At 67.2% G+C, this 20,958-nt stretch carries 16 protein-coding genes and 1 pseudogene; 13 read left to right on the forward strand and 4 right to left on the reverse strand.

The window, feature by feature from the left end:
- Window positions 1-7: 7 nt before the first annotated feature.
- On the reverse strand, window positions 8-994 hold the full coding sequence (locus ACTHQX_RS03990) for a DMT family transporter (RefSeq protein ID WP_440155772.1): 987 nt from the start codon (window positions 992-994) through the stop codon (window positions 8-10).
- Between ACTHQX_RS03990 and ACTHQX_RS03995 the strand changes: the two genes are divergently transcribed.
- The 3 genes from ACTHQX_RS03995 to ACTHQX_RS04005 all read left to right on the forward strand — a co-directional run bounded on the left by ACTHQX_RS03995 (window position 993) and on the right by ACTHQX_RS04005 (window position 3,423).
- A complete protein-coding gene (locus ACTHQX_RS03995) occupies window positions 993-2,405 on the forward strand; it encodes a PLP-dependent aminotransferase family protein (protein WP_440155773.1) in 1,413 nt (470 codons plus the stop codon). The two genes, ACTHQX_RS03990 and ACTHQX_RS03995, sit on opposite strands and share 2 nt — an antisense overlap.
- A gap of 94 nt (window positions 2,406-2,499) precedes the next feature.
- Complete coding sequence (locus ACTHQX_RS04000) at window positions 2,500-2,820, forward strand: DMT family transporter (protein WP_440155775.1); 321 nt, start codon at window positions 2,500-2,502, stop codon at window positions 2,818-2,820.
- 78 nt (window positions 2,821-2,898) lie between these two features.
- Window positions 2,899-3,423, forward strand: coding sequence for a gamma carbonic anhydrase family protein (locus ACTHQX_RS04005; protein WP_440155776.1), 525 nt, complete (start codon window positions 2,899-2,901; stop codon window positions 3,421-3,423).
- Window positions 3,424-3,489: 66 nt separating this feature from the next.
- Here the strand turns inward: ACTHQX_RS04005 and ACTHQX_RS04010 are convergent, their stop codons facing one another.
- Together ACTHQX_RS04010 and ACTHQX_RS04015 are read right to left on the reverse strand one after the other, a co-directional pair.
- A complete protein-coding gene (locus tag ACTHQX_RS04010; RefSeq protein WP_440155778.1) occupies window positions 3,490-5,214 on the reverse strand; it encodes a flavin monoamine oxidase family protein in 1,725 nt (574 codons plus the stop codon).
- A gap of 33 nt (window positions 5,215-5,247) precedes the next feature.
- Complete coding sequence (locus tag ACTHQX_RS04015) at window positions 5,248-6,786, reverse strand: amino acid permease (protein ID WP_236807619.1); 1,539 nt, start codon at window positions 6,784-6,786, stop codon at window positions 5,248-5,250.
- A gap of 102 nt (window positions 6,787-6,888) precedes the next feature.
- Here ACTHQX_RS04015 and ACTHQX_RS04020 point away from each other — a divergent pair, with 102 nt between their 5' ends.
- Window positions 6,889-8,670, forward strand: a complete 1,782-nt coding sequence (locus ACTHQX_RS04020) for a PucR family transcriptional regulator (RefSeq protein ID WP_236807618.1) — start codon at window positions 6,889-6,891, stop codon at window positions 8,668-8,670.
- On the opposite strand, the gene ACTHQX_RS04025 is transcribed toward ACTHQX_RS04020, so the two are convergent.
- A complete protein-coding gene (locus tag ACTHQX_RS04025; protein ID WP_236807617.1) occupies window positions 8,667-9,494 on the reverse strand; it encodes a nitrilase-related carbon-nitrogen hydrolase in 828 nt (275 codons plus the stop codon). The two genes, ACTHQX_RS04020 and ACTHQX_RS04025, sit on opposite strands and share 4 nt — an antisense overlap.
- A gap of 196 nt (window positions 9,495-9,690) precedes the next feature.
- On the opposite strand from ACTHQX_RS04025, the gene ACTHQX_RS04030 reads away from it, so the two are divergent.
- The 9 genes and pseudogenes from ACTHQX_RS04030 to ACTHQX_RS04070 all read left to right on the forward strand — a co-directional run.
- A complete protein-coding gene (locus ACTHQX_RS04030; RefSeq protein ID WP_236807616.1) occupies window positions 9,691-10,881 on the forward strand; it encodes an ROK family transcriptional regulator in 1,191 nt (396 codons plus the stop codon).
- A 129-nt stretch (window positions 10,882-11,010) separates the two neighbouring features.
- Complete coding sequence (gene mmsA, locus ACTHQX_RS04035) at window positions 11,011-12,567, forward strand: multiple monosaccharide ABC transporter ATP-binding protein (RefSeq protein ID WP_440155781.1); 1,557 nt, start codon at window positions 11,011-11,013, stop codon at window positions 12,565-12,567.
- Window positions 12,568-12,611: 44 nt separating this feature from the next.
- Complete coding sequence (mmsB, locus tag ACTHQX_RS04040) at window positions 12,612-13,889, forward strand: multiple monosaccharide ABC transporter permease (RefSeq protein ID WP_102970606.1); 1,278 nt, start codon at window positions 12,612-12,614, stop codon at window positions 13,887-13,889.
- A gap of 54 nt (window positions 13,890-13,943) precedes the next feature.
- On the forward strand, window positions 13,944-15,044 hold the full coding sequence (locus tag ACTHQX_RS04045) for a substrate-binding domain-containing protein (protein WP_102970605.1): 1,101 nt from the start codon (window positions 13,944-13,946) through the stop codon (window positions 15,042-15,044).
- Between the two features lie 248 nt (window positions 15,045-15,292).
- Window positions 15,293-16,774, forward strand: coding sequence for an ABC transporter permease (locus ACTHQX_RS04050; RefSeq protein WP_236807615.1), 1,482 nt, complete (start codon window positions 15,293-15,295; stop codon window positions 16,772-16,774).
- A gap of 2 nt (window positions 16,775-16,776) precedes the next feature.
- Window positions 16,777-17,484 carry an ABC transporter ATP-binding protein gene (locus ACTHQX_RS04055; RefSeq protein ID WP_236807614.1) on the forward strand — a complete coding sequence of 236 codons (708 nt, stop codon included), beginning with the start codon at window positions 16,777-16,779 and terminating at the stop codon, window positions 17,482-17,484.
- 193 nt (window positions 17,485-17,677) lie between these two features.
- Window positions 17,678-18,748: a Gfo/Idh/MocA family protein gene (locus ACTHQX_RS04060; RefSeq protein ID WP_236807613.1), complete on the forward strand. Its 1,071-nt coding sequence runs from the start codon at window positions 17,678-17,680 to the stop codon at window positions 18,746-18,748.
- A gap of 123 nt (window positions 18,749-18,871) precedes the next feature.
- Complete coding sequence (locus ACTHQX_RS04065; protein ID WP_440155784.1) at window positions 18,872-20,062, forward strand: hypothetical protein; 1,191 nt, start codon at window positions 18,872-18,874, stop codon at window positions 20,060-20,062.
- 87 nt (window positions 20,063-20,149) lie between these two features.
- Window positions 20,150-20,958, forward strand: a pseudogene (locus ACTHQX_RS04070) (hypothetical protein); the annotation flags it as partial.

The raw sequence follows: 20,958 nt of genomic DNA on the forward strand, positions 1-20,958 counted from the left end.
CAGCCGGTCAGCGACTGAGTCCAGTCCCGCTCTCCGGCCCGCCGGCTGACATGGCCGGCGGCCGGTTGAGCCGCACGCGGACGGCCGCGCCGGCGCAGAGTATGACGGCAAGTCCGCCGGCGGTGGTGGCCCACGTCAGCTGCTCGCCAAGGAGGAGCGCGGCCCAGCAGATGGTCATTACCGGCTGGATGAGCTGCACTTGGCTCACCTGGGCCATGGGCCCGATGGCCAGTCCGTGGTACCAGGCAAAGAAGCCCAGGAACATGCTCACTACGCCCAGGTACGCGAAGGCTGCCCATTGTGCCGGTGTTCCCGACGGCGACTGCTGGGCCATGGAGAAGGCCATGAGGGCGAGCATCAGCGGCGAGGCCAGGACGAGGGCCCAGGAGATGGTCTGCCAGGCGCCAAGCTCGCGTGCCAGCAATCCCCCTTCCGCGTAGCCGACCGCCGCAGCCGCCACGGCAGCAAAGAACAGCAGGTCGGTCCACTGCAGCTGTCCAAAGCCGCCCGATTGGATGAAGGCGAAACCGATGGCAGCCATGGCGCCCGCGCCCGTCGCTACCCAAAAAGCCCGCTGCGGACGCTCCCGGCCCCGGAGTACCGCCATGGTGGCCGTCGCTGCCGGGAGCAGCGCGATCACCACGGCCCCGTGGCTCGCCGGCGCGGCGGTGAGTGCGAACGACGTGAGCAGGGGGAAGCCGACGACCACCCCGCCGGCCACCACAGCCAGGCGGGCCCACTCGGTGCCACGGGGCAGCCGCTGCCGCGTCAGCGCCAGGGCAGCGGCGGCCAGGACAGCCGCCAAGACCGCCCGGGCCGAGCCAACGAACAACGGCGACAGCCCCTCCACTGCGAGGCGGGTGAAGGGCACGGTGAACGAGAACGCCGCCACTCCCAGGAGGCACCACCAGATTCCGGAACGTGGCCGCGAAGTAGTCCCGCCACCCGGTACCACTGGGTGAACAAGGACAGTAGCGCTACTATTGTCTCTCATGAACAACGATAGCAGTTCGCGGATCGCGGCGCGCCTGCGGGCATGGATCGCGGGGGCGGCACCCGGGGCCCGGCTGCCCTCGACAAGGTCGCTTGTTGCCGAGTACCAGGCCAGCCCGGTGACCGTCCAAAAGGCGCTTCAGGCCCTCACCCGGGAGGGCGTCATTGAGAGCCGGCCGGGAGTGGGGACCTTTGTGCGGGCCGTCCGCACCGCACGGCCTGCTGATTACGGCTGGCAGACCGCAGCGCTGCGTTCCCCGCTGGCACCCCTTCGCCCGGCTTTCACGGCAATGCGCACCGCCCCCAACGACGTCATCGCGTTCCACTCCGGGTACCCGGACCGGGAGCTCCTGCCGGAGCGGCTGGTGCGTGCGGCGCTCACCCGGGCGGCCCGCGGTGAGGCGGCGCTGTCGCGCCCTCCGGCTGCGGGCCTCCCCGAGTTGCAGTCCTGGTTCGCCCACGAGCTCCGAAGCTCAACGCCGGCCGGCATCACGCCGCCAACCCCGAGCGACGTCGTCGTGCTTCCCGGCAGCCAGAGCGGGCTCAGCTCGATCTTTAGGGCGCTGGTCGGCTACGGCCAGCCGCTGCTGGTCGAATCCCCCACCTACTGGGGCGCCATCCAGGCTGCGGCACAGGCCGGCGTCCGGGTCGTCCCCGTGCCCAGCGGGCCCGACGGGCCGGACCCGGAAGAACTGAGCCGGGCCTTTGAGGAGACCGGGGCGCGAATGTTCTACGCGCAGCCGAACTACGCGAATCCCACGGGGGCCCAGTGGCAGGCCCGGCGGGGCGAGCAGGTGCTGGACGTCGTGCGCGCGAACGGCGCGTTCCTGCTCGAAGACGACTGGGCGCATGACTTCGGCATCACCACAGCCTCCGAACCCCTAGCCGCCCGCGACGATTCCGGCCACGTTGTGTATCTACGCTCTCTGACCAAGAGCGTGTCACCTGCCATCCGGGTGGCTGCCATCATCGCCCGCGGCCCCGCGCGGGAACGCATCCTTGCCGACCGTGGAGCCGAGTCGATGTACGTCAGCGGCCTGCTCCAGGCCGCGGCGCTCGACGTCGTCACGCAGCCCGGCTGGCAGACCCACCTGCGAAGCCTCCGGCACCAGTTGCAGTCCCGGCGCGACCTGCTGCTCACGAGCCTGGTGCAGCACACACCGCAGGCCCACATCGAGCACGTTCCCAAGGGAGGACTCAACCTTTGGGCACGTCTTCCCGACGGAACCGACGTCGATCAGCTCACGCGGAGCTGCGAAAGCGCCGGCGTCATCATCGCCCCGGGGACAGAGTGGTTCCCCGCAGAACCGGCCGGGCCCTTCATCCGGCTGAACTACGCGGGCCCCAACCCGGGCGCCTTCCCCGAAGGGACGCGGATTCTCGGCCAGGCGCTCTCGGGGACCCTTGGGTAAGTCCGCCGTCCGCGCGCACCTAGGATGGGACCGTGGGTGCGCAACGCCGGCAGCACGCCGGACAGGCCCCAGCAATGAGAGAGGACAATACTTCTTGGGCTACGTCTATCTGGCACTGGCGATCGCCGTCGAGGTCCTGGGCACCAGCCTGCTGAAGTCCACAGAAGGATTCAGCCGGCTCTGGCCCAGTGTCTGGTGCCTGGCGTCCTACGGGGTTGCCTTCGCGCTGCTGTCCCAGGTGGTCAAGAGCGTACCCGTCGGCGTTGCCTATGCCCTGTGGTCAGGCCTCGGAACAGTCGCCATCGTGGCCATCGGCGCCGTCTTTCTTGGCGAGGAACTGAACCCCATGAAGATCCTCGGGATCGCACTGGTGGTGGCCGGCGTCGTCGTCCTGAACGTCGGCGGAGCCCACTGACGGCATTCCCGGCAGGAGATCCGCATGCCGGCTCGGATGAGGAGGGGGCATCGGGTGGCGGTGTCCTAGGCTTGGGGCATGGCTCCCATTTACCCCTTCGCCGGTGACAGCCCGGACATTCACCCCTCCGTTTTCGTTGCGCCGACGGCGTCGGTCATAGGCCGCGCCACGCTCGCCGAGGATGCCAGCGCGTTCTACGGCGTTTCGGTGCGCGCGGACACCGCCGCCATCACCGTGGGCACGGGCAGCAACCTGCAGGACAACGTGGTGCTGCACGCCGACCCCGGCTTCCCCTGCAGCGTGGGGGCGCGCGTCAGCGTCGGGCACAGCGCCGTCGTCCATGGCTGCACCGTGGAGGACGACTGCCTCATCGGCATGAGCGCCACCATCCTGAACGGCGCGGTGATCGGCGCCGGCTCGCTCGTGGCCGCCGGCGCCGTCGTGCTGGAAGGGACTGTCGTCCCGCCCCGCTCGCTGGTGGCCGGTGTCCCGGCCAAGGTGCGTCGCGAACTTACCGATGAGGAGTTCGACGGCGTGAAGAACAACGCGGCGCGGTACCGGGAGCTCGCCCGGGCGCACCGCGAACTCCACTCACCCAAGTAGGTCGCAGCACAGGGCGTTCCCAGCGCTGGGAACGCCCTGAAGTGCTACCCAGTTGGGGACCGCGGGTCAGTCCAGGCTGATCGGGCCCAGTTCGTCCAGCAGATCGCCGGGGCCGGGGTTGCCGGGTGCTGACGAGCCGCCGAGGTGGTTCACCACGCCCCACACCGCGTTCAAGCCTGTGGTCACCGCGCCCTCGGCCCAGCCTGCGGTGAACGATACGTCGTCGCCGGCGAGGAAGATGCCGCGCTGGGATTCCGGCAGCTGGTCCTGCTTGAAGTGCGTGAAGAGCCGCTGCTGGTAACGGTAGTGGCCGGGCAGGTTGGCCTTGAACGCGCCCATAAAGTTGGGGTCGGCCTCCCAGGAGACGGTGATGGGCTGGCCCACGATGTGGCTGGCAATGTCCACGCCGGGGTAGATCTGCTCGAGCGAGTGCAGCATCAGTTCCACCCGTTCGTCGGCGTCGAGCGCCAGCCACTTCAGTGCGTCGTCGTTCCACGTGTAGGACAGCAGGATCACGGCGGGCTGATCGGGGCCATTGTCCAGCAGGTACGTGGCCCGGTTCAGCCGGTCGGTGAGCGTCATGGACAGCACCTCCCTGCCGGTGTCCGGATCGATGTCCTTCCAGAACGGCCGGTCCACCATCACGAACGTCTTGGACGACTGCATGTAGTGCGAGCGCTCAATCGCCGTCCACAGCTCAGCCGGGAACAGCGCCTCCTCGGTGTGGATCCGGGTGGACAGCAGCCACGACTGGCAGGTGGTGACCACGGCCGGGTAGGAGGCTTCCCTCCCCCAGCGCTCACGGATGCGGAGGTTGCCGTCGGCGTCGCGGCTGATCCGCTCCACGGCTCCTCGGGGGGAACCGGAGTGCAGGGACGCCAGGGACGTGCCCTCCGGCCAGTGCACCATGCCCGACGGCGCGTGGCGCCATAGTGCCTCGGGGAGCCTTTGAGCTCCCCCGGCGATCAGGCGGTGCTGGTCGTCGGCGTCGGTGTAGACGACGCGGAGGATTTCGAGGATGGAGTTGGGGAAGTCGGTGTCCCAGCCGCCGGTGCCGAAGCCGACCTGGCCGAACGCCTCGCGGTGTGCGAAGCCCGCCTTCCGGAACGCCTGGCTGCCGGCGATGAAGCCGTAAAAGGTCTCCTCGTCGAGCTCCGGAAGAAGCTCGTTCCACAGTTCCTTGATCTTCGCGGTGTCCCGCGCCCGGATGGCTTCCTGCATCTGGGTGAACTGGGCGCCGTCGTTCACGGCGGCCTTCCAGGCGTCGGCCACTTCGCGGAAGAACGGCGGCAGGTCCGCGGAGGTGGTGGCGTAATGCTTCTGCCCCGCCAGTTCAATCACGGTGCTGGAGGTCGCCGGCGCCAGCGGGTTGGGGAAGTCCCGCGTCTCCAGTCCCAGCAGGTCCACATAGTGGTAGAACGCCTTGCCGGATACCGGGAACCGCATGCCGCCCAGGTCTGCCACCACATCCGGGGCCGACGGGAAGCTGGTAGTGCGCAGCCGCCCGCCAATTTGGTCCGCTTCGTAGAGCACCGGACGCAGCCCCAGCTTCATCAGCTCGTACGCCGTCACCAGCCCGGACAGCCCGGCACCCACCACGGCGATTTCGGTGCCGTGCAGTTCCGGCGGGACCGAACCCAGGCCGCCCGGGTGGGACAGGTAATGGTCGTAACTGAACGGAAAGTCCGGGTTCAGCATGGTCACCGGGGCGTGGCCCGGTGCTCCGGGCAGGCCGGACGCGCTGGCGGCGCTGGACGGGTCGGATGCCGGCAGTTCGGTAGCGGTTGTCATGGAAGGTCTGTCTCCCTGGTCTCGTGTGTTGTCTTACTGGTGGGAAGTTGTCTGTTCGGCACGTATGGGAGCCGGGGAAGAATCACGGGCGGATAGTTCACGGTATTCCTCCTGCCCCAGCGCAGCCACCCGCGAGTGCCGCCTGCCGTAGCCGAAGTAGGCGGCCAGCCCCACGAGCATCCAGATCCCGAAGGTCACCCACGTTTCGGCACCCAGGTTGGCCATCAGGTAGACGCACATCAGGGCGCCCAGTATCGGTGTCAGCGGGAACAGCGGAACCCGGAAGGTCCGCGTGAGCTCCGGCCGGGTGCGGCGAAGGTAAATGACGGCCACGTTCACCAGGGCGAAGGCGAACAGGGTGCCGATGCTGGTGGCGTCCGCGAGCGCCCCGAGCGGGACCAGCCCGGCGGTGAAGGCGACGGCGGTTCCCACGATCAGGGTTCCGGCAACGGGCGTGCCGGTGCGGTGGGAGACGCGCCCAAAGACACGGGGAACCAGTCCGTCGCGGGACATGGAAAGGAGGATGCGGGTCTGTCCGTAGAGGACGGTCAGCACGATGCTGGCAATGGCGAGCACAGCTCCGACGGCGAACACCAGCGCCACCCACGGCTGGCCGGTGATTTCCTCCAGGATCTTCACCAGTGCAGCTTCAGTGCCGTCGAACCAGCCCCACGGGCGGGCGCCGATGGCGGCAACGGCAACCAGCACGTAGATGGTGGTGACGATCAGCATGGAGAGCATGATGGCCCGGGGCAGGTCGCGCTTGGGGTTGCGGGCTTCCTCGCCCGCGGTGGAGGCGGCATCGAAGCCGATGTAGGAGAAGAACACCCGGGAGGCGGCGGCCGAGACGCCGGCGGCTCCCATCGGCAGGAGCGGTTCGAAGTGGCCACCGTTGAACGCGGTGAACGCCACGGCGCAGAAGAACGCCAGAATTCCCACCTTGACCAGCACGATCGCGGTGTTGATCCACGCGCTTTCCTTGGCGCCGCGCACCAACAGGACCATGGCCAGCACCACAATCACCATGGCCGGGATGTTGACCAGGCCGCCGTCGCCCGGCGGCTGCGAGACAGCATTGGGCAGGACCTGTCCGAAGACTGCCAGCGTCTCGTTGACGTACTGGCCGGCGCCCACTGCCACGGCAGCGACGGAAACGGCGTATTCGAGCACGAGGCACCAGCCGCAGATCCAGGCCATACCCTCACCCATGGTGGCGTACGTGTAGGAGTAGCTGGAGCCCGCGGCCGGCACCAGGCCGGCCATTTCGGCGTAGGACACGGCGGACAGCAGCGCGGCCAGGCCGGCGATGGCGAAGGAGATCCAGATGGCCGGTCCGGCCAGCGGCACGGACTCGCCCAGGATCACCAGGATGCCGGTGCCGAGGGTGGCTCCCACGCTGATCATCGTCAGCTGCAGGACTCCGAAGCTGCGCACCAGGCGGGTTCCGCCATGGCCCGTCTCGGCCTCCTGGACCATCTGCCCGATCGGCTTGCGACGGAGCAGCTGGGCTGCCAGTCCCAGGCGGCCGGCCTGCACCGGAGGCCGCTGTCCTGCTTGTGTGGGCACAGTCATCATTGACGTCCGTTCGTAAGTAGTTGGGGGCTTTCCGTCGCTCCAGCCTAGGCGTGTGAGTCACCTCTCAATGCTGTGCAAAATGACCTAGAGTGTTCTGGCATGGGACGTAATGCACAACAGATGGGCCCGCCCGATGCGGCCGGCGGCACCTCTCCGGCGGCCGGTTCAGCGGGAGAACATCGGAGCGGGGTCACCCTTGATGAGCTCCTGGCGAAGCTGCCCGTCGAGGTGGTGGTGGTTCACGACGGCGGCAGCGGTTCCGGCCTGCTGCGGTGGGTTGAACCGAGTGAGCTGGAGGACCCCACGCCGTACCTGCTCGACGGCGAATTCCTTCTGACGGCAGGCTTGCCCTTCGTGGGCGGCGCAGTGGACAGCGCGGGCGACGCCGGCGACGCGGGCGACGCCGCAGGAGGAGCATCCGCGGTTGACGCCTACGTCCGGCGCCTCGTCAAGGCCGGGGTGGTGGCACTCGGCTTCGGCCTGGAGCCCTATTTCAGTGCAGTCCCGGATCCGGTGCTGGCCGCTTGCGTCCGGCACAACCTGACGCTCGTGCAGGTGCCGAGCACGGTCCCGTTTGCCGCCATCGGCCTCGAGTTCTCCCGGCTCCTCGAATCGGACAACGCGAAACTGTTCAGGCACCTCGCGGACACCAACCGGCAGCTGATGCGGGCCGTCCTGTCCGCCCGGCCGGAACACGAACTGCTCGCCGCCCTGGCCCAGCGGGTTCCGGTGTGGGCCATACTGATCGGTGCCGACGGGCGCGTGCGCGCCCGGGCGGGTTCCGGCGTCGAGACAGCGGCCCTGCAACCGCTGCTCGGCCGGCTCCTGGGCGGAAGCGGTCCCCGGGTGGAGATGGAGTCCCTGGACCGCCCGGGGTCCCGGCTCGTGTTTGGCCATCCGCTGCGCAGCACCCGCGACGCCAACCTCGGGGCGCTGGTGCTGGGCACTGACACGCCGCTGACCCCAGCGCAGAACAGCGTGGTCTCCTCCGCCGTCGGACTCCTGGAGCTCCTGGTCCGGCAACGGACCAGTGGCTCACTGGCGCCGAGCCAGCTGGCGACGTCGCTGCTGCTGCACCCGGACAGCCTGTCCGCCGGCGGAGCGCGGCAGCTCAACGGACTCCGGGATCTGCTGGCCCAGAGCACTTCGTCCACGCGTTCAGCTCCCTTGCGCATTGTGCAGGGTGTGAGCGCAGGGCAGGGTGTCAGCGCAGCGCAGGGTATCAGCGCAGGGCAGGGTGTCAGCGCAGCGCAGGGCAGCGGCGCTGAGCAAGGCATTCGGTCAGCCCAGGCCGCAGGGCAGGCTGCGGGACGCGCCGCAGACAGCCCGGTACGGGAGCTGCTGCAGTGGCGCCGCCTGTTCGACACCAAACTGGTGGAGCTCACGGACTACGGCTTCGCCGCCATCACCCGGCTTCGGGTGGACGACGCGCTGCTGGCCGAAGTCGAGAAGCTCGGGTGGCGGCTGGTCATCGGGGACCCCAGCGAGCTCACCGATCTGGGCAGCGCCTACCAGCGGGTGACGGCGCTGCGGCAGCGTGTCCAGTCCACCGGCAAGAGCGCCAGGGTGGGTGAAGTGACGTGGACGGTCGCCGGACTGCTGGGGCAGGAAGCCGGAACCATGCTGGCCGCGCGGCTGCTGGAGCCCGTGCTCAGCCAGGACAGCGACCGCCGGACCGCTCACCTGTCCGTGCTGAGGGCGTGGCTTGGCGAGAACGGGAACTGGGACGCCAGCGCCAAGGCGCTGGGCCTGCACCGGAACAGCGTCCGGCGGCAGATCAATGCGGTGGCCGAGCTGTTGGACACTGACCTGAACCAGGCGCAGGTGCGCGCTGAACTCTGGATTGCGCTGCAGTACGTGGACGGGCTGCCCGCCCCCTAGCCCTGACTATGCCCGCCGGCAGCCTCGTCCCAGGCGCGGTAAACGTCAGGCCGCCGTTCGCGCAGATACGGCACGGCATCCCGTGCCTGGCGGGCCGCCTCGGCACTGACCTCCGCGAACAGCAGCTCGGGACCGGCGCCGGCGGTGGCCAGCAGTTCGCCGTCCGGGCCGGCAATGACGCTTCCTCCCAGGAAGGTGCAGCCGTCCTCCTCCCCGGAGTGGTTGGCGTACGCCACCGTCAGCTGGCTCTCCAGCGCACGGGCCCGCAGCAGTACCTGCGGCACCGATTCGAAGCCGTGGGCCAGCGCTGTGGGTACCACGAGCAGGTCGGCGCCGGCCGCGGCGGCCGCGCGCACGGTCTCGGGGAACTCCACGTCGTAGCAGATGGCCAGCGAGGTTTTGATGCCACCCAGATCGACGACGGCGGGGGCTGCTTCCGCGGGGCTGAACACCTTGCGCTCCTCCGGACCGAAAAGGTGGACCTTGGCGTAGCTGAGCAGTTCGTTCCCGCCGCTGTCCAGGACCGTCGCGGTGATCTGCCACTGCCCGCCGGCCGTGACCGCGGGCAGGCTGTAGACCAGGGCGATTTGGTACCGGGCGGCGATGCCGGCCAGAGTACGCCGGACGCCCGGCAGGGCGTCGGTCTCCAGCTCCGCCCTGACGCGCAACGGGGCGTAGCCCACCGGGAAAAGCTCGGGGGTCAGCAGCACGCCGGCTCCCGCTTCCGCCGCCGTCCGTGCCGCCCGGTCGATGGCTTCGCAGTTCCGTGCGATGTCCAAAACACCGGAGTTCCCCTGCATCAGCGCCAGCTTCACCGTGATCACCTCAAGTCTTCGTGGACGCCGGCCGCACCGGACGTCGTTTCCTTCAGCGTATCCGCGTGCGGCAGTGCCGATCCGGTCCATTTGCACTGTCCCCGACGGCCCGCGGGACGGATCGTCCGGCGCCCGAGGCCTTGCCGACACCGGCCGTTGCGTTAACTTCTTGACTACAAGGCCGCGGATAGTGCAATGTTCATTCATGCCCTCAACAGCGCGCTCAACGAGGAGCCGTACCAAAAACCCCGGGTCGCAGTCCGCCCTCAGACACCTGAACCAGCAGCGCATTATCGAATGCCTGCTCAATGGTCCTTCGACCCAGGCGGAACTGGCGCGGCAGACGGGACTGTCCACCGCGACAGTGTCCAACATCGTCAAGATCATGCAGGACTCCGGCCTGGCTTCCACCGAGCCGACCACGAGTTCCGGCCGGCGCGCACTCAACGTCCGGCTCAACAGCAACGGTGCCGTAGCGGTGGGCATCGACTTCGGCCGGCGCCACCTGCGGGTGGTTCTGGCCTCGCTCAGCTACCACATCATCGCCGAGGAATCGGTGCTCCTGCCCCTCGGACACCAGGCGGAGCAGGGCATCCGGGCCGCCGTCGCACTCCTCGAAAAACTGCTGGCGGACAGCGGCGTTGAGCGCAGCGCCGTGGTGGGTGCCGGCGTCGGAATCCCCGGCCCGATAGACCGCCGGACCAGCACCGTAGCGCAGGGGGCGATCCTGCCCGAATGGGTGGGCATCGACATCCTGGAACGCCTCGAAGAGGCGTTCCAGTTCCCCATATTCGTGGACAATGACTCTAATCTTGGTGCACTGTCCGAGGTCACCTGGGGGCCACACAGCGGCATCAGCAACCTGCTGTTCATGAAGATCGGGTCAGGCATCGGCGCGGGCCTGATCCTCAACGGCAACCCGTACTACGGCAACGTCGGGATTACGGGCGAAATCGGCCACGCCACTATCCACGAACACGGCCTGATCTGCCGCTGCGGCAACAGGGGGTGCCTGGAGACCATCGCCTCCACCACCACCATGATCGAGCTGCTGAGCCGGGGCGAGGAGCGTCCGCTGACCCCCGAGGACATCGTCCGGAAGGCACTGGCAAGGGATGCCGCCACCCTGCGCGTGGTGGACGACGCCGGCCTTGCGGTGGGCCGGGCGCTGGGGAACGTGGCCAACCTGATCAACCCCGAAGTCATTGTGGTGGGCGGACCCCTGGCGGGTCTGGGCGACCTGCTGCTGGACCCCATCCGGCGAGGTCTGGTGCGGCACGCCGTCCCGGTGATCGGCGAAACCACCACCCTGACCATGTCATCCCTCAATGACCGCGCGGAGGCCCTGGGCGCCGCATCCCTGGTCTTCCAGCACGCCGGAATCCGGCGCACGTAGCGTTTCGTTATCCCGCCGTTGCGTTAAATACTTGACGACAACGGCATGCTCCATCTACTTTTTTCATCAGACGGCCCTGCGGATTGCAGGGAAGACAACGAAGTCAATGCATTGGAGGCGTAAGGGCAAATGACGTCCCTCAACACGCAAAGCGAGCCGGTTCTCCTAGAGATGCGGTCCATCACCAAGGAATTCCCGGGCGTTAAAGCCTTGTCCGATGTGAATCTGGTGGTGAAGGCCGGGGAGATCCAGGCGATCTGCGGGGAAAACGGCGCCGGAAAGTCCACCCTCATGAAGGTCCTCTCCGGCGTCTACCCCTATGGCAGCTACAACGGCGACATCGTGTACCAAAACGAGGTCCAGCAGTTCAAGGACATCCGGGCCAGCGAGCACGCCGGCATCGTGATCATCCACCAGGAACTGGCGCTCATCCCGGAGCTCTCCATCACGGAGAACATCTTCCTGGGCAACGAACCGGTCAAGCGCGGAGTGATCGACTGGGCCGAAGCCCGCACCCGCTCCCGCGAGCTGCTCGCCCGGGTGGGCCTGCGCGAGGACCCGGACACCCCGATCAAGGAAATCGGCGTCGGCAAGCAGCAGCTGGTGGAGATCGCCAAGGCGCTGAACAAGTCCGTGAAGCTCCTCATTCTGGACGAGCCGACGGCCGCACTGAACGAATCCGACTCCCAGCACCTGCTGGACCTGATCCTCGGCCTGAAGGGCCGCGGCATCACGTCCATCATCATTTCCCACAAGCTCAACGAGATCGAACAGATCGCCGACTCCATCACCATCATCCGTGACGGCAAGTCCATCGAGACCCTCAACGTGAAGGCCGACGGCGTCGACGAGGACCGCATCATCAAGGGCATGGTGGGGCGCACCCTGGAATCACGGTTCCCGGACCACGAACCCAAGATCGGGGAGGTCCTGTTCGAGGTCAAGGGCTGGACGGTCGGGCACCCGCAGGTGCAGGACCGCCTGGTCTGCAAGGGTTCGAACTTCTTCGTCCGCCGCGGCGAGATCGTCGGTTTCGCCGGACTGATGGGCGCCGGCCGCACGGAACTGGCACGGTCAGTGTTCGGCCGTTCCTACGGCCGCTTCATCAGCGGCCAGATCTACAAGAACGGCAAGGAACTCCACCTGAAGAACGTCAAGCAGGCCATCGACGCCGGACTGGGCTACGTCACGGAGGACCGGAAGTCGCTGGGCCTGAACCTGCTGGACGACATCAAGACCACCACCGTCTCGGCGGCGCTGAAGAAGATCACCAAGGGCCTGGTGGTCGATGCGAACAAGGAATTCACGGTGGCCGAGCAGTACCGCAAGTCCCTGCGGACCAAGACGCCATCCGTGGAGGAGGGCGTGGCCAAACTGTCCGGCGGGAACCAGCAGAAGGTGGTCCTGGCGAAGTGGATGTTCACCGACCCGGACCTGCTGATCCTGGATGAGCCCACCCGCGGCATCGACGTCGGGGCCAAGTACGAGATCTACGGCATCATCCAGCAGCTGGCCAACCAGGGCAAGGGCGTCATCGTCATCTCCTCCGAACTCCCCGAACTGCTGGGCCTCTCGGACCGCATCTACACCATCTTCGAAGGGTCCATCACCGGCGTCCTGGATAAAGACGACGCCAGCCAGGAAAGCCTGATGAAACTCATGACCTCCGCCCGAAAAACCGCCTGACCTTCTGGAATCCTCCAGAACCTTCCAGAACAAGGACTGACACAATGAACGCGCTCAAGAAGCTCTTTGGCGGCAACACCCGCCAATTCGGCATGATCTTCGCCTTGGTTGCACTGATCGTCTTCTTCCAATTCGCCACCGAGGGCCGCACGCTGACGCCGGGCAACGTGATCAACCTCTTCAACGGCAACTCCTACATCCTGATCCTGGCCATCGGCATGGTGCTGGTGATCATCGCCGGCCACATCGACCTGTCAGTCGGATCCGTGGCGGCCTTCGTCGGCGTCACGGTGGCCCTCGCCATCCGCGACTGGGGCATCCCCTGGTACGCGGGCATTCTGCTCGGCCTCGCCCTCGGTGCCCTGATCGGAGCCTGGCAAGGGTTCTGGACGGCCTACGTGGGCATCCCCGCGTTCATCGTCACGCTGGCCGGCATGCTCCTGTTCCGCGGCTTCAACCAGTTCGTGGGCAAGTCCAACACCATCCCGGTCCCCTCGGACTTCCAGTACATCGGCTCCGGGTACCTGCCCGAGGTAGGCCCCAACACCGGCTTCAACAACCTGACACTGCTTCTGGGCCTGCTGGGCGCAGCCTTCGTGGTCTTCAGCGAACTCCGCTCCCGGCGCACTGCCAAGGCCCTCGGCGCCGAGGTTCCCGAAGGCTGGGTGGTCATCACCAAGCTGGTGCTGGTCTGCGGCGCGATCCTCTACGCCACCTACCTGTTTGCCACCGGCCGCCCGGGCACGTCCTTCCCCATCCCCGGCCTCATCCTGGCCGTCCTGGTCCTGATCTACGGCTTCATCGCCTCCAAGACCGTCGTCGGCCGCCACATCTACGCGGTTGGCGGCAACCGCCACGCCGCCGAGCTCTCCGGCGTCCAGTCCAAGAAGGTCAACTTCCTGGTCATGATGAACATGGCCATCCTGGCCGGCCTCGCGGGCATGATCTTCGTGGGCCGCTCCACGGCCTCCGGACCGTTCGACGGCGTGGGTTGGGAACTGGACGCCATTGCCGCAGTCTTCATCGGCGGCGCAGCGGTGACCGGCGGTGTGGGCACCGTGATCGGCTCGATCGTCGGTGGCCTCGTCATGGCCGTGCTGAACAACGGCCTGCAGCTCCTCGGCGTCGGCGCCGACCTGACCCAGATCATCAAGGGTCTGGTCCTGCTGATCGCCGTCGCGTTCGACGTCTACAACAAGAGCCAGGGCAAGCGGTCCATCATCGGCATGCTGACTCAGAGCTTCAACCGCCCCAGCGGCGGTACCCCCCTCCAGCCGGACGAAGTGACTTCCACCAAGGAAACTATCTCCCGGGAAGCCTGAGCACCGCCACTTCCCGGATGCATTTCCCACCCCTATAGAAAGTGAACCGAACAAATGCGAATGATTGGTAAAGCAGGAAAGGCGGCAGCAGTCGCTGCCATTGCGGCACTGGCGCTGACAGCCTGCGGCCGTTCCGACACCGGCACAACGGGCGCTGGCACTGCGGGCGGCGAGGCATTCCCCAAGGATTCCTCGATCGGCGTCGCACTTCCCCAGAAGACCAGTGAAAACTGGGTCCTGGCGGAGAAGCTGTTCAACGACGGCCTCAAGGAGGCGGGCTTCAAAGCGGACGTCCAGTTTGCCAACGGCGGCGTTTCGGAGCAGCAGAACCAGATCAGCGCCATGATCACCAAGGGCGCCAAGGTCATCGTCGTCGGCGCGATCGACGGCGCGCAGCTGGGTACCCAGCTGAAGCAGGCCAAGGACGCCGGCGCCACCATCATCGCCTACGACCGGCTGCTGCTGAACACCGAGAACGTGGACTACTACGTGGCCTACGACAACTTCAAGGTCGGCGAACTGCAGGGCAAGGCACTGCTGGAAGGCATGCAGGCCAAGAAGCCGCAGGGCCCGTACAACATCGAGCTCTTCGCCGGTTCCCCTGACGATGCCAACGCCAAGGTCTTCTTCGACGGCGCCATGAGCGTCCTGCAGCCGAAGATCGACGACGGCACGCTCAAGGTGGTCTCCGGACAGAAGTCCTTCGGACAGGCTGTGACCCAGGGCTGGAAGGCAGAAAACGCCCAGCGCCGTGCAGACACGCTCCTGACCGGCAGCTACGGCAGCGCTTCGCTGGACGGCGTCCTGTCCCCGAACGACACCCTGGCCCGTGCTGTCCTGACCGCGGTCAAGGGTGCCGGCAAGCCGACGCCAGTCATCACCGGCCAGGACTCCGAGGTTGAATCGGTCAAATCCATCATGGCCGGCGAGCAGTACTCCACCATCAACAAGGACACCCGCAAGCTCGTTGAGCACGCGATCGTCATGGTCAAGGACATCCAGGCCGGCAAGAAGCCTGAGATCAACGACGACAAGTCCTACAACAACAAGGTCAAGACCGTTCCGGCCTACCTGCTGGAGCCGGTCATCGTAACCAAGGAAAACGTCAAGACGGCCTACGTGGACGATCCGGTACTCGGCCCGATCACCAAGTAACACCGACACAGACGCCACAGAGCCCCGGCTCCCCCGCAAGTGACCAGTTCACAAAGGAGGGCCGGGGCTCTTGCGCTGCCACGTGAAGCTCGATCACTTCCTGCAACCTTTGACCCGAGGCTCCCTCACTTTCGCGCTCCCGGCTTCACAGCGCAAACATAGGTTCGGCCCGTTTCGCGCACAGCAGCGGGCACCAGTGTGGGATCCGAAGCCGGCCAATCCCCCGGCATGTGATCCCAAGGAGTGCAGTGAGCGTCCTCGCCCGAAGTGTAGGCAATGCGTTTAGAAACAAGGTCCGAACGGCCGCGGTTGTGGCCGTGTTGGCGGTCGCCATCGGCCTGGCTTTGGCCATGCTCGTGGCCAACCAGGCCGTCGGCGCCAAAGTCCAGGAGCTGAACGCTTCGGTGGGGACCGTGCTGACGGTGAACCCGGCCGGCGGCCAGGGCTTCGAAGGCGGCGGCGAGCCGCTCACCGCCGAGCAAGCTGCGACCGCGGCCGACGTCCCGAACGTGACCGCGGTCGTCGGAACCAAGGCACTGCGGCTGCGCAACGCGACCGAAGCCGCCGCGCAGGCGGCAGCCGGCACCCAGGCCGGTCCGGGCGGCGGGCAGGGCGGCCCCGGCGGCCAGGCCACCACCACGCTGACCACCAGCCTCACCGCCGCAGTCGACGCCGGAACGCTCGGCGCGCGCAACCAGGACAGCACCGGAACCACAGGCACCACCGGGACTACAGGGACCGGCGGCAGCACCGCAACTACCCAGCCGGCGCGGTCCCTTCCCATCACCGCGACCGGAACCGGCGCAGAGGTGGACAGCACCGGCAAGGCGCTGGAACTGACCTCGGGCACCGGCCTGGGCAACTACACGGCCGAGTCCACCAAGGCGCTCCTCGGCGCCACCCTTGCCGAAAAGAACAACCTCAAGGTGGGCTCCACCTTCACCATCAACAGCAAGACCTTCACCGTCGCCGGCCTGTTCGACGCCGGCACCACATTCGGCAACAACGCCCTCTACGTCACGCTCCCCACAGCCCAGACCCTGGCCGAGCTGCCCGGCGAGCTGTCCACGATGATCGTCACGGTCAACAGCATGGAGAACGTGGACACCGCCAAGACCGCACTGCAGGACGCGCTGGGCACCGACAAGGCCGACGTCACCCAGGGCCAGCGCAACCTCGAAACCGCCGTCACATCCCTGGACAGCGTCAAGAACATCTCCATGGTGGCGTTCATCGCCGCACTCGGTACCGCGGGGCTGATCATCCTGCTGATCATGGTCATGCTGGTCCGCGAGCGCCGCCGCGAAATCGGTGTCCTCAAGGCCATCGGCGCACCGAACCGCACCGTTGGCCTGCAGTTCGTGCTCGAGGCCCTGGTTCTGGTGGCCCTCGGCAGCGTGGTGGGCGCCGTCGTCGCCTCCTTCGCCAGCGGCGGCATCGCCTCCGCACTGGTCAGCTCCAGCACCAGCGCGACGGCGGCCCCCTCCGGCCAGCGCGGCGGCGGGTTCGCCGGGGCGGCCGGCGGATTCCCCGGCGCAGGGGTTCCCGGCGGCCAGGGCGGCCCGTTCGGCGGCGCCTCCCAGCTGCTGACCTCCGTCACCGCCAGCGTCTCCCCCGGCATCCTTGCCGCCGGCATCGCGGCAGTGTTCGGCGTCGCCATCATCGGCGCGCTGGTTCCCGCCCTGCTCACCGCCCGCATCCGCCCCATCGAAGTCCTCCGAGGAGAATAGCCATGATTGAAGTCAAGGATCTGGTCCGCACGTTCAAGTCCGGCGATCGCACCATCAAACCGGTCAACGGTGTCAGCTTCGAACTGGCGCAGGGCACGCTGGCGTCCATCGTGGGCAAGAGCGGCAGCGGCAAGAGCACTCTCCTGTCCCTCCTGGGTGCCTTGGACAAGCCCACCAGCGGAGACGTCGTCGTCAACGGCGTGAGCCTGGCAGGCATGCCGGACGGCAAGCTGACTGAATACCGGCGCCGCGACATCGGGTTCGTGTTCCAGCAGTTCAACCTTGTCCCCAACCTGTCCGCGCTGGACAACGTCATGCTGCCCATGGAGTTCGCCGGGGTGCGGAAGTCCGTCCGGGCAGAGCGGGCACGGGCGCTGCTGGAGCAGGTGCAGCTCGACCCGGACAAGCAGGGCCGGCGGATCAACCGGCTCTCCGGCGGCGAGCAGCAGCGGGTGGCGGTTGCCCGGGCCCTCGCCAACGAACCCAAGCTGATCCTCGCCGACGAGCCCACGGGCAACCTCGATGAGCAGACCGGCGAGCACATCATCGAACTGCTCAGCTCCCTCAGCCGCGACCACAACACCACCATCCTGGTGGTCACGCACGACCGCACGCTCGCCAACAAGACGGACCGCCGGTTCCGGCTGCAGCAGGGCAGGCTGACGGAGGAGCCCGTCCGCGGCCGCGCTGCTGAGCCGGCGGCAGTCTAGGCAGGCAGCGGCGGCGGCGTAGCTGGAGCGTCGCAGACGAACGGAATGGTGGGGGCGGGCCGAAAACCCTCCCTCACCTTTCGCACGTTTCCCCCCGATCCTTCCTCACCTTTCGCAGGTTTTGACGCGATCCTTCCTCACTTTTCCCGGGGTTTGACCCAACGCTCCCGCACTCGGGTGAGAGGATGGCGTCATGACCTCGCCGATCGCCAAGCCGTGGCTCTTCAGCCAGTCCAACCAGGATCCCCTTGCCGCCACAGGCCGCCGGCTGCGCTGGGGTGTCATTGCCACGGGTCGGATCGCTTCCCTGGTGTCGCAGGACCTGGCGCTGCTGGAGGACGCGGAACTCTACGCCGTCAGCTCCCGCACCCAGCACACCGCGGACGCTTTTGCAGCCGAATTCGGTTTTGCCGTGGGGTACGGGGACGACGGCGGACAGCACGGCTACGAGCGGCTCCTCGCCGACGACACTGTGGATGTGGTGTACGTGGCCACCCCGCACGCCCAGCACCACCGGGTGGTGCTCGCTGCGCTGCGGGCGGGCAAGCATGTGCTCTGCGAAAAGGCCTTCACCATCAACGCCCGTGAGGCGGCCGAGCTGATCGAGGTGGCCCGCGAGAAGAAGCTGTTCCTGATGGAGGCCGTGTGGAGCCGCTTCCTGCCCAGCATGCAGAGGGCCTTCGAGATCGCGCATTCCGGCGAACTCGGAACCGTCCAGTGGGTCACGGCGGACCTCGGCTTCCCGGCGCCTTACTCTCCCACCGCCCGGCTCTGGGCCGTCCAGGACGGCGGCGGCGCCCTCCTGGACCTCACCGTCTACCCGCTGCTGTGGGCCCTCGGCACCCTGGGTTTCCCGCAGACGGTCAGTGCCATGGGCACTTTGAACGACGACGGCGTGGACGCCCAGAATGCGCTCACGCTGGGTTACCACCACGGCGCCCAGGCACAGCTCACCTCGTCCCTGCTGGCCCATGGCCCCCGCGCCGCAACGGTAGCAGGCAGCCTGGGGTACCTGCAGACACTCGGCTCCATCAATAACCCCAAAAAACTGGTGGTGGGGATCGGGCAGGAGCCGCCGCGAGCGGAACACTTCGAGGTGATGGGCCGGGGCTACACGTACGAGCTTCGTGAAGTGACGCGGTGCGTCCAGCAAGGTCTCACCGAGAGCCCGGTCATGCCGCTGGAGGACTCCCTTAATACGATGCGGCTGTTCGATGGCGTGCGCGCCCAGCTAGGTGTCGCGTATCCGAACGATGCCCACTGAGGAGCCCTTGCGGCCCTTCATCAAATCGAAAGAATTATTCTCCCGGGTCTGGACTCTCACTTTGGAGCAGGCTTAGGCTGTAGTCGATCGTCGATTCACTCGATGGACCTGGGGGTGTTAAGCATGACCATTGCGGCTTTGTCGTGGTCTACGCTGCGCCCTTTGCGCCCGGTGCTTTTGGCTGGCGCGGCTGCAGCGGCCTGGCTGGCGGTATCCGCCCCGGCCGCCGACGCCGACAATTCACACCTCACTGATTCGCTTGGCGGCAGCATTTCCTCGACGGTCTCGTCCGTCGAAGGCAGTACGGACAGCGTGGCTGGAACCGTTGGCGCGCTGGTCTCCGCGACAGCGCGTGAAGCCGGCACCGCTGCTCAGCCCGCGCCGGCCGTAGTTCCCCTGCCGCTTCCGGCCGCCGACCCGGCAGCCCTCCCGGCATCCTTGCCCGCTACGGTTACGCCGGCGCCGGCCGAACAGCCTCCGGCGGTTGCTCCTCCACCTGTGACTCCCGTTCCTTCCACGCCAGCGCCACCCGCCGCCGTCGTTGCGCCGGTTGTGGCATCCATTGTGGAGCCCGTTGACGCCGCTCTCGGCGGACTGCCTCTGGGCGAGACACTTCCTGATGACACCCTGGCTGGAGTCACCGGCCCCGTAGCCTCCGTTGCTGATGAGGCGCTCACGGACGCGGCCGAAACTATCGCGAAACCGGTGGCCGAGGCAGTTAAACCAGTAGCCGAGGTCGTGAAACCAGTAACCGACGCCGTGAGCCCGGTGACTGATGCCCTCCCTGTCGAGCTTCCGGTCACTGACGTGCTCACTCAGGCGCCACCTCTGACGGCACCTGTCACTGCACGCGTCACGGACGTCGTGGCGGGCCTTGTAGCGGTTCCAGAGCGGCTCCCCGGAGTTGAGCTCGCCGAAATCAGGCCAATTCCCGCAAGTGCAGAGGCCCCGCTTGGCCTCGCCGCCGGGCCTTCTCTGGTGTCCGCGCTGCCTGTCCATCCGGCCGTCGGATCACCGGCTCATTTCAGCCACACGGTTGCGCCGAAGGCCGCAGACCCGGGGGCGGCTCCAAAGGTTCCTGCCGGCGGAAACTCGCCATCCGGTGAAGACCGCACCCCCTCACCGGACGCGCTGCTTCCGGCTCCGGCCTCAGGCTCGGGAAGCGGCACGTCATCCGGCGGCCCTTCCGCTTCGGCCGCCTGGCTGAACAGCCCCTTTGAATACCTGCCGCTCATGGGCTTTGTCCCTGTCAGCGGCCCCCTTCAGCATGTTCCTTCGCCGGTGGCCATCAGCCCCGGCTCCTCTCCTGACTAGTTGGGCCCCTTCTGCCTCCCTGCGGCAGACACACGGCCAATCAGGTTGCCCTGAGCACCTGACAACAACTTTTCAGGAGATATTACAATGCACCAGACAGTTCGCAGGGGCCTATTAGGCACCCTCTTTGCCGGAGGGCTATTGGCCCTCGGCGCAACCGCGGCGAGCGCGGATACCACTGCCACAGGCGCGGTCAATATCGCGTCTGAAACCGCCTCGGCGGACCTCAATGCTTCGACGTCGCTGGGTCTGCTGGGTGGCCCAGCGCCGTCGAATTCTTCCGCGGTCAGCGTCAATGCCGACCTCGATCTCAACACCGGTACCCCGAACGGCAACACTGCCGCCGTGGCACCAGCCGCCACCGCCCTGGTCGACGTCAATCTCGGTGGCACCGGAACGGGGACGGTTGCTCCGGTGGCTGACGCCACCGCGGTTGTAGACATTAGCCTCGGCAACACGACGGCGGATGCCGCCCCGACTGCTCCCGCAGCCACTGTGGCAGCTGCCGCAGACGTCAACCTCGGTAATACCGCAGTGACGGGAACGGGCACCACTGTTCCCGCCGCTGACGTAGCAGCCGCGGTCGACGTCAACCTCGGAAACACGACGACGGGAACCGGCACCGTCGTTCCCGCCGCCGACGCCACCGCCCTGGTCGACGTCAACCTCGGCAACGCGGCACCCGGAACGGACACCGTCGTTCCCGCCGCCGACGCCACCGCCCTGGTCGACGTCAACCTCGGAAACACCACCGTGTCGGGAACGGACACCGTCGTTCCCGCCGCCGACGCCACCGCCCTGGTCGACGTCAACCTCGGCAACACCACCGTGTCGGGAACGGACACCGTCGTTCCCGCCGCCGACGCCACCGCCCTGGTCGACGTCAACCTCGGCAA

Source organism: Arthrobacter sp. SAFR-023 (assembly GCF_051965295.1).
Classification (GTDB): Bacteria; Actinomycetota; Actinomycetes; order Actinomycetales; family Micrococcaceae; genus Arthrobacter.

Coding starts and splice junctions, on each gene's coding strand:
- ACTHQX_RS04020 (WP_236807618.1), top strand. CDS start 6,889: ATGGGACGTAATGCACAACAGATGGGCCCGCCCGATGCGGCCGGCGGC.
- mmsA (WP_440155781.1), top strand. CDS start 11,011: ATGACGTCCCTCAACACGCAAAGCGAGCCGGTTCTCCTAGAGATGCGG.
- ACTHQX_RS04045 (WP_102970605.1), top strand. CDS start 13,944: ATGCGAATGATTGGTAAAGCAGGAAAGGCGGCAGCAGTCGCTGCCATT.
- ACTHQX_RS04015 (WP_236807619.1), bottom strand. CDS start 6,786: ATGACTGTGCCCACACAAGCAGGACAGCGGCCTCCGGTGCAGGCCGGC.
- ACTHQX_RS04065 (WP_440155784.1), top strand. CDS start 18,872: ATGACCATTGCGGCTTTGTCGTGGTCTACGCTGCGCCCTTTGCGCCCG.
- ACTHQX_RS04060 (WP_236807613.1), top strand. CDS start 17,678: ATGACCTCGCCGATCGCCAAGCCGTGGCTCTTCAGCCAGTCCAACCAG.
- ACTHQX_RS04030 (WP_236807616.1), top strand. CDS start 9,691: ATGCCCTCAACAGCGCGCTCAACGAGGAGCCGTACCAAAAACCCCGGG.
- mmsB (WP_102970606.1), top strand. CDS start 12,612: ATGAACGCGCTCAAGAAGCTCTTTGGCGGCAACACCCGCCAATTCGGC.
- ACTHQX_RS03995 (WP_440155773.1), top strand. CDS start 993: ATGAACAACGATAGCAGTTCGCGGATCGCGGCGCGCCTGCGGGCATGG.
- ACTHQX_RS04010 (WP_440155778.1), bottom strand. CDS start 5,214: ATGACAACCGCTACCGAACTGCCGGCATCCGACCCGTCCAGCGCCGCC.
- ACTHQX_RS04005 (WP_440155776.1), top strand. CDS start 2,899: ATGGCTCCCATTTACCCCTTCGCCGGTGACAGCCCGGACATTCACCCC.
- ACTHQX_RS04055 (WP_236807614.1), top strand. CDS start 16,777: ATGATTGAAGTCAAGGATCTGGTCCGCACGTTCAAGTCCGGCGATCGC.
- ACTHQX_RS03990 (WP_440155772.1), bottom strand. CDS start 994: ATGAGAGACAATAGTAGCGCTACTGTCCTTGTTCACCCAGTGGTACCG.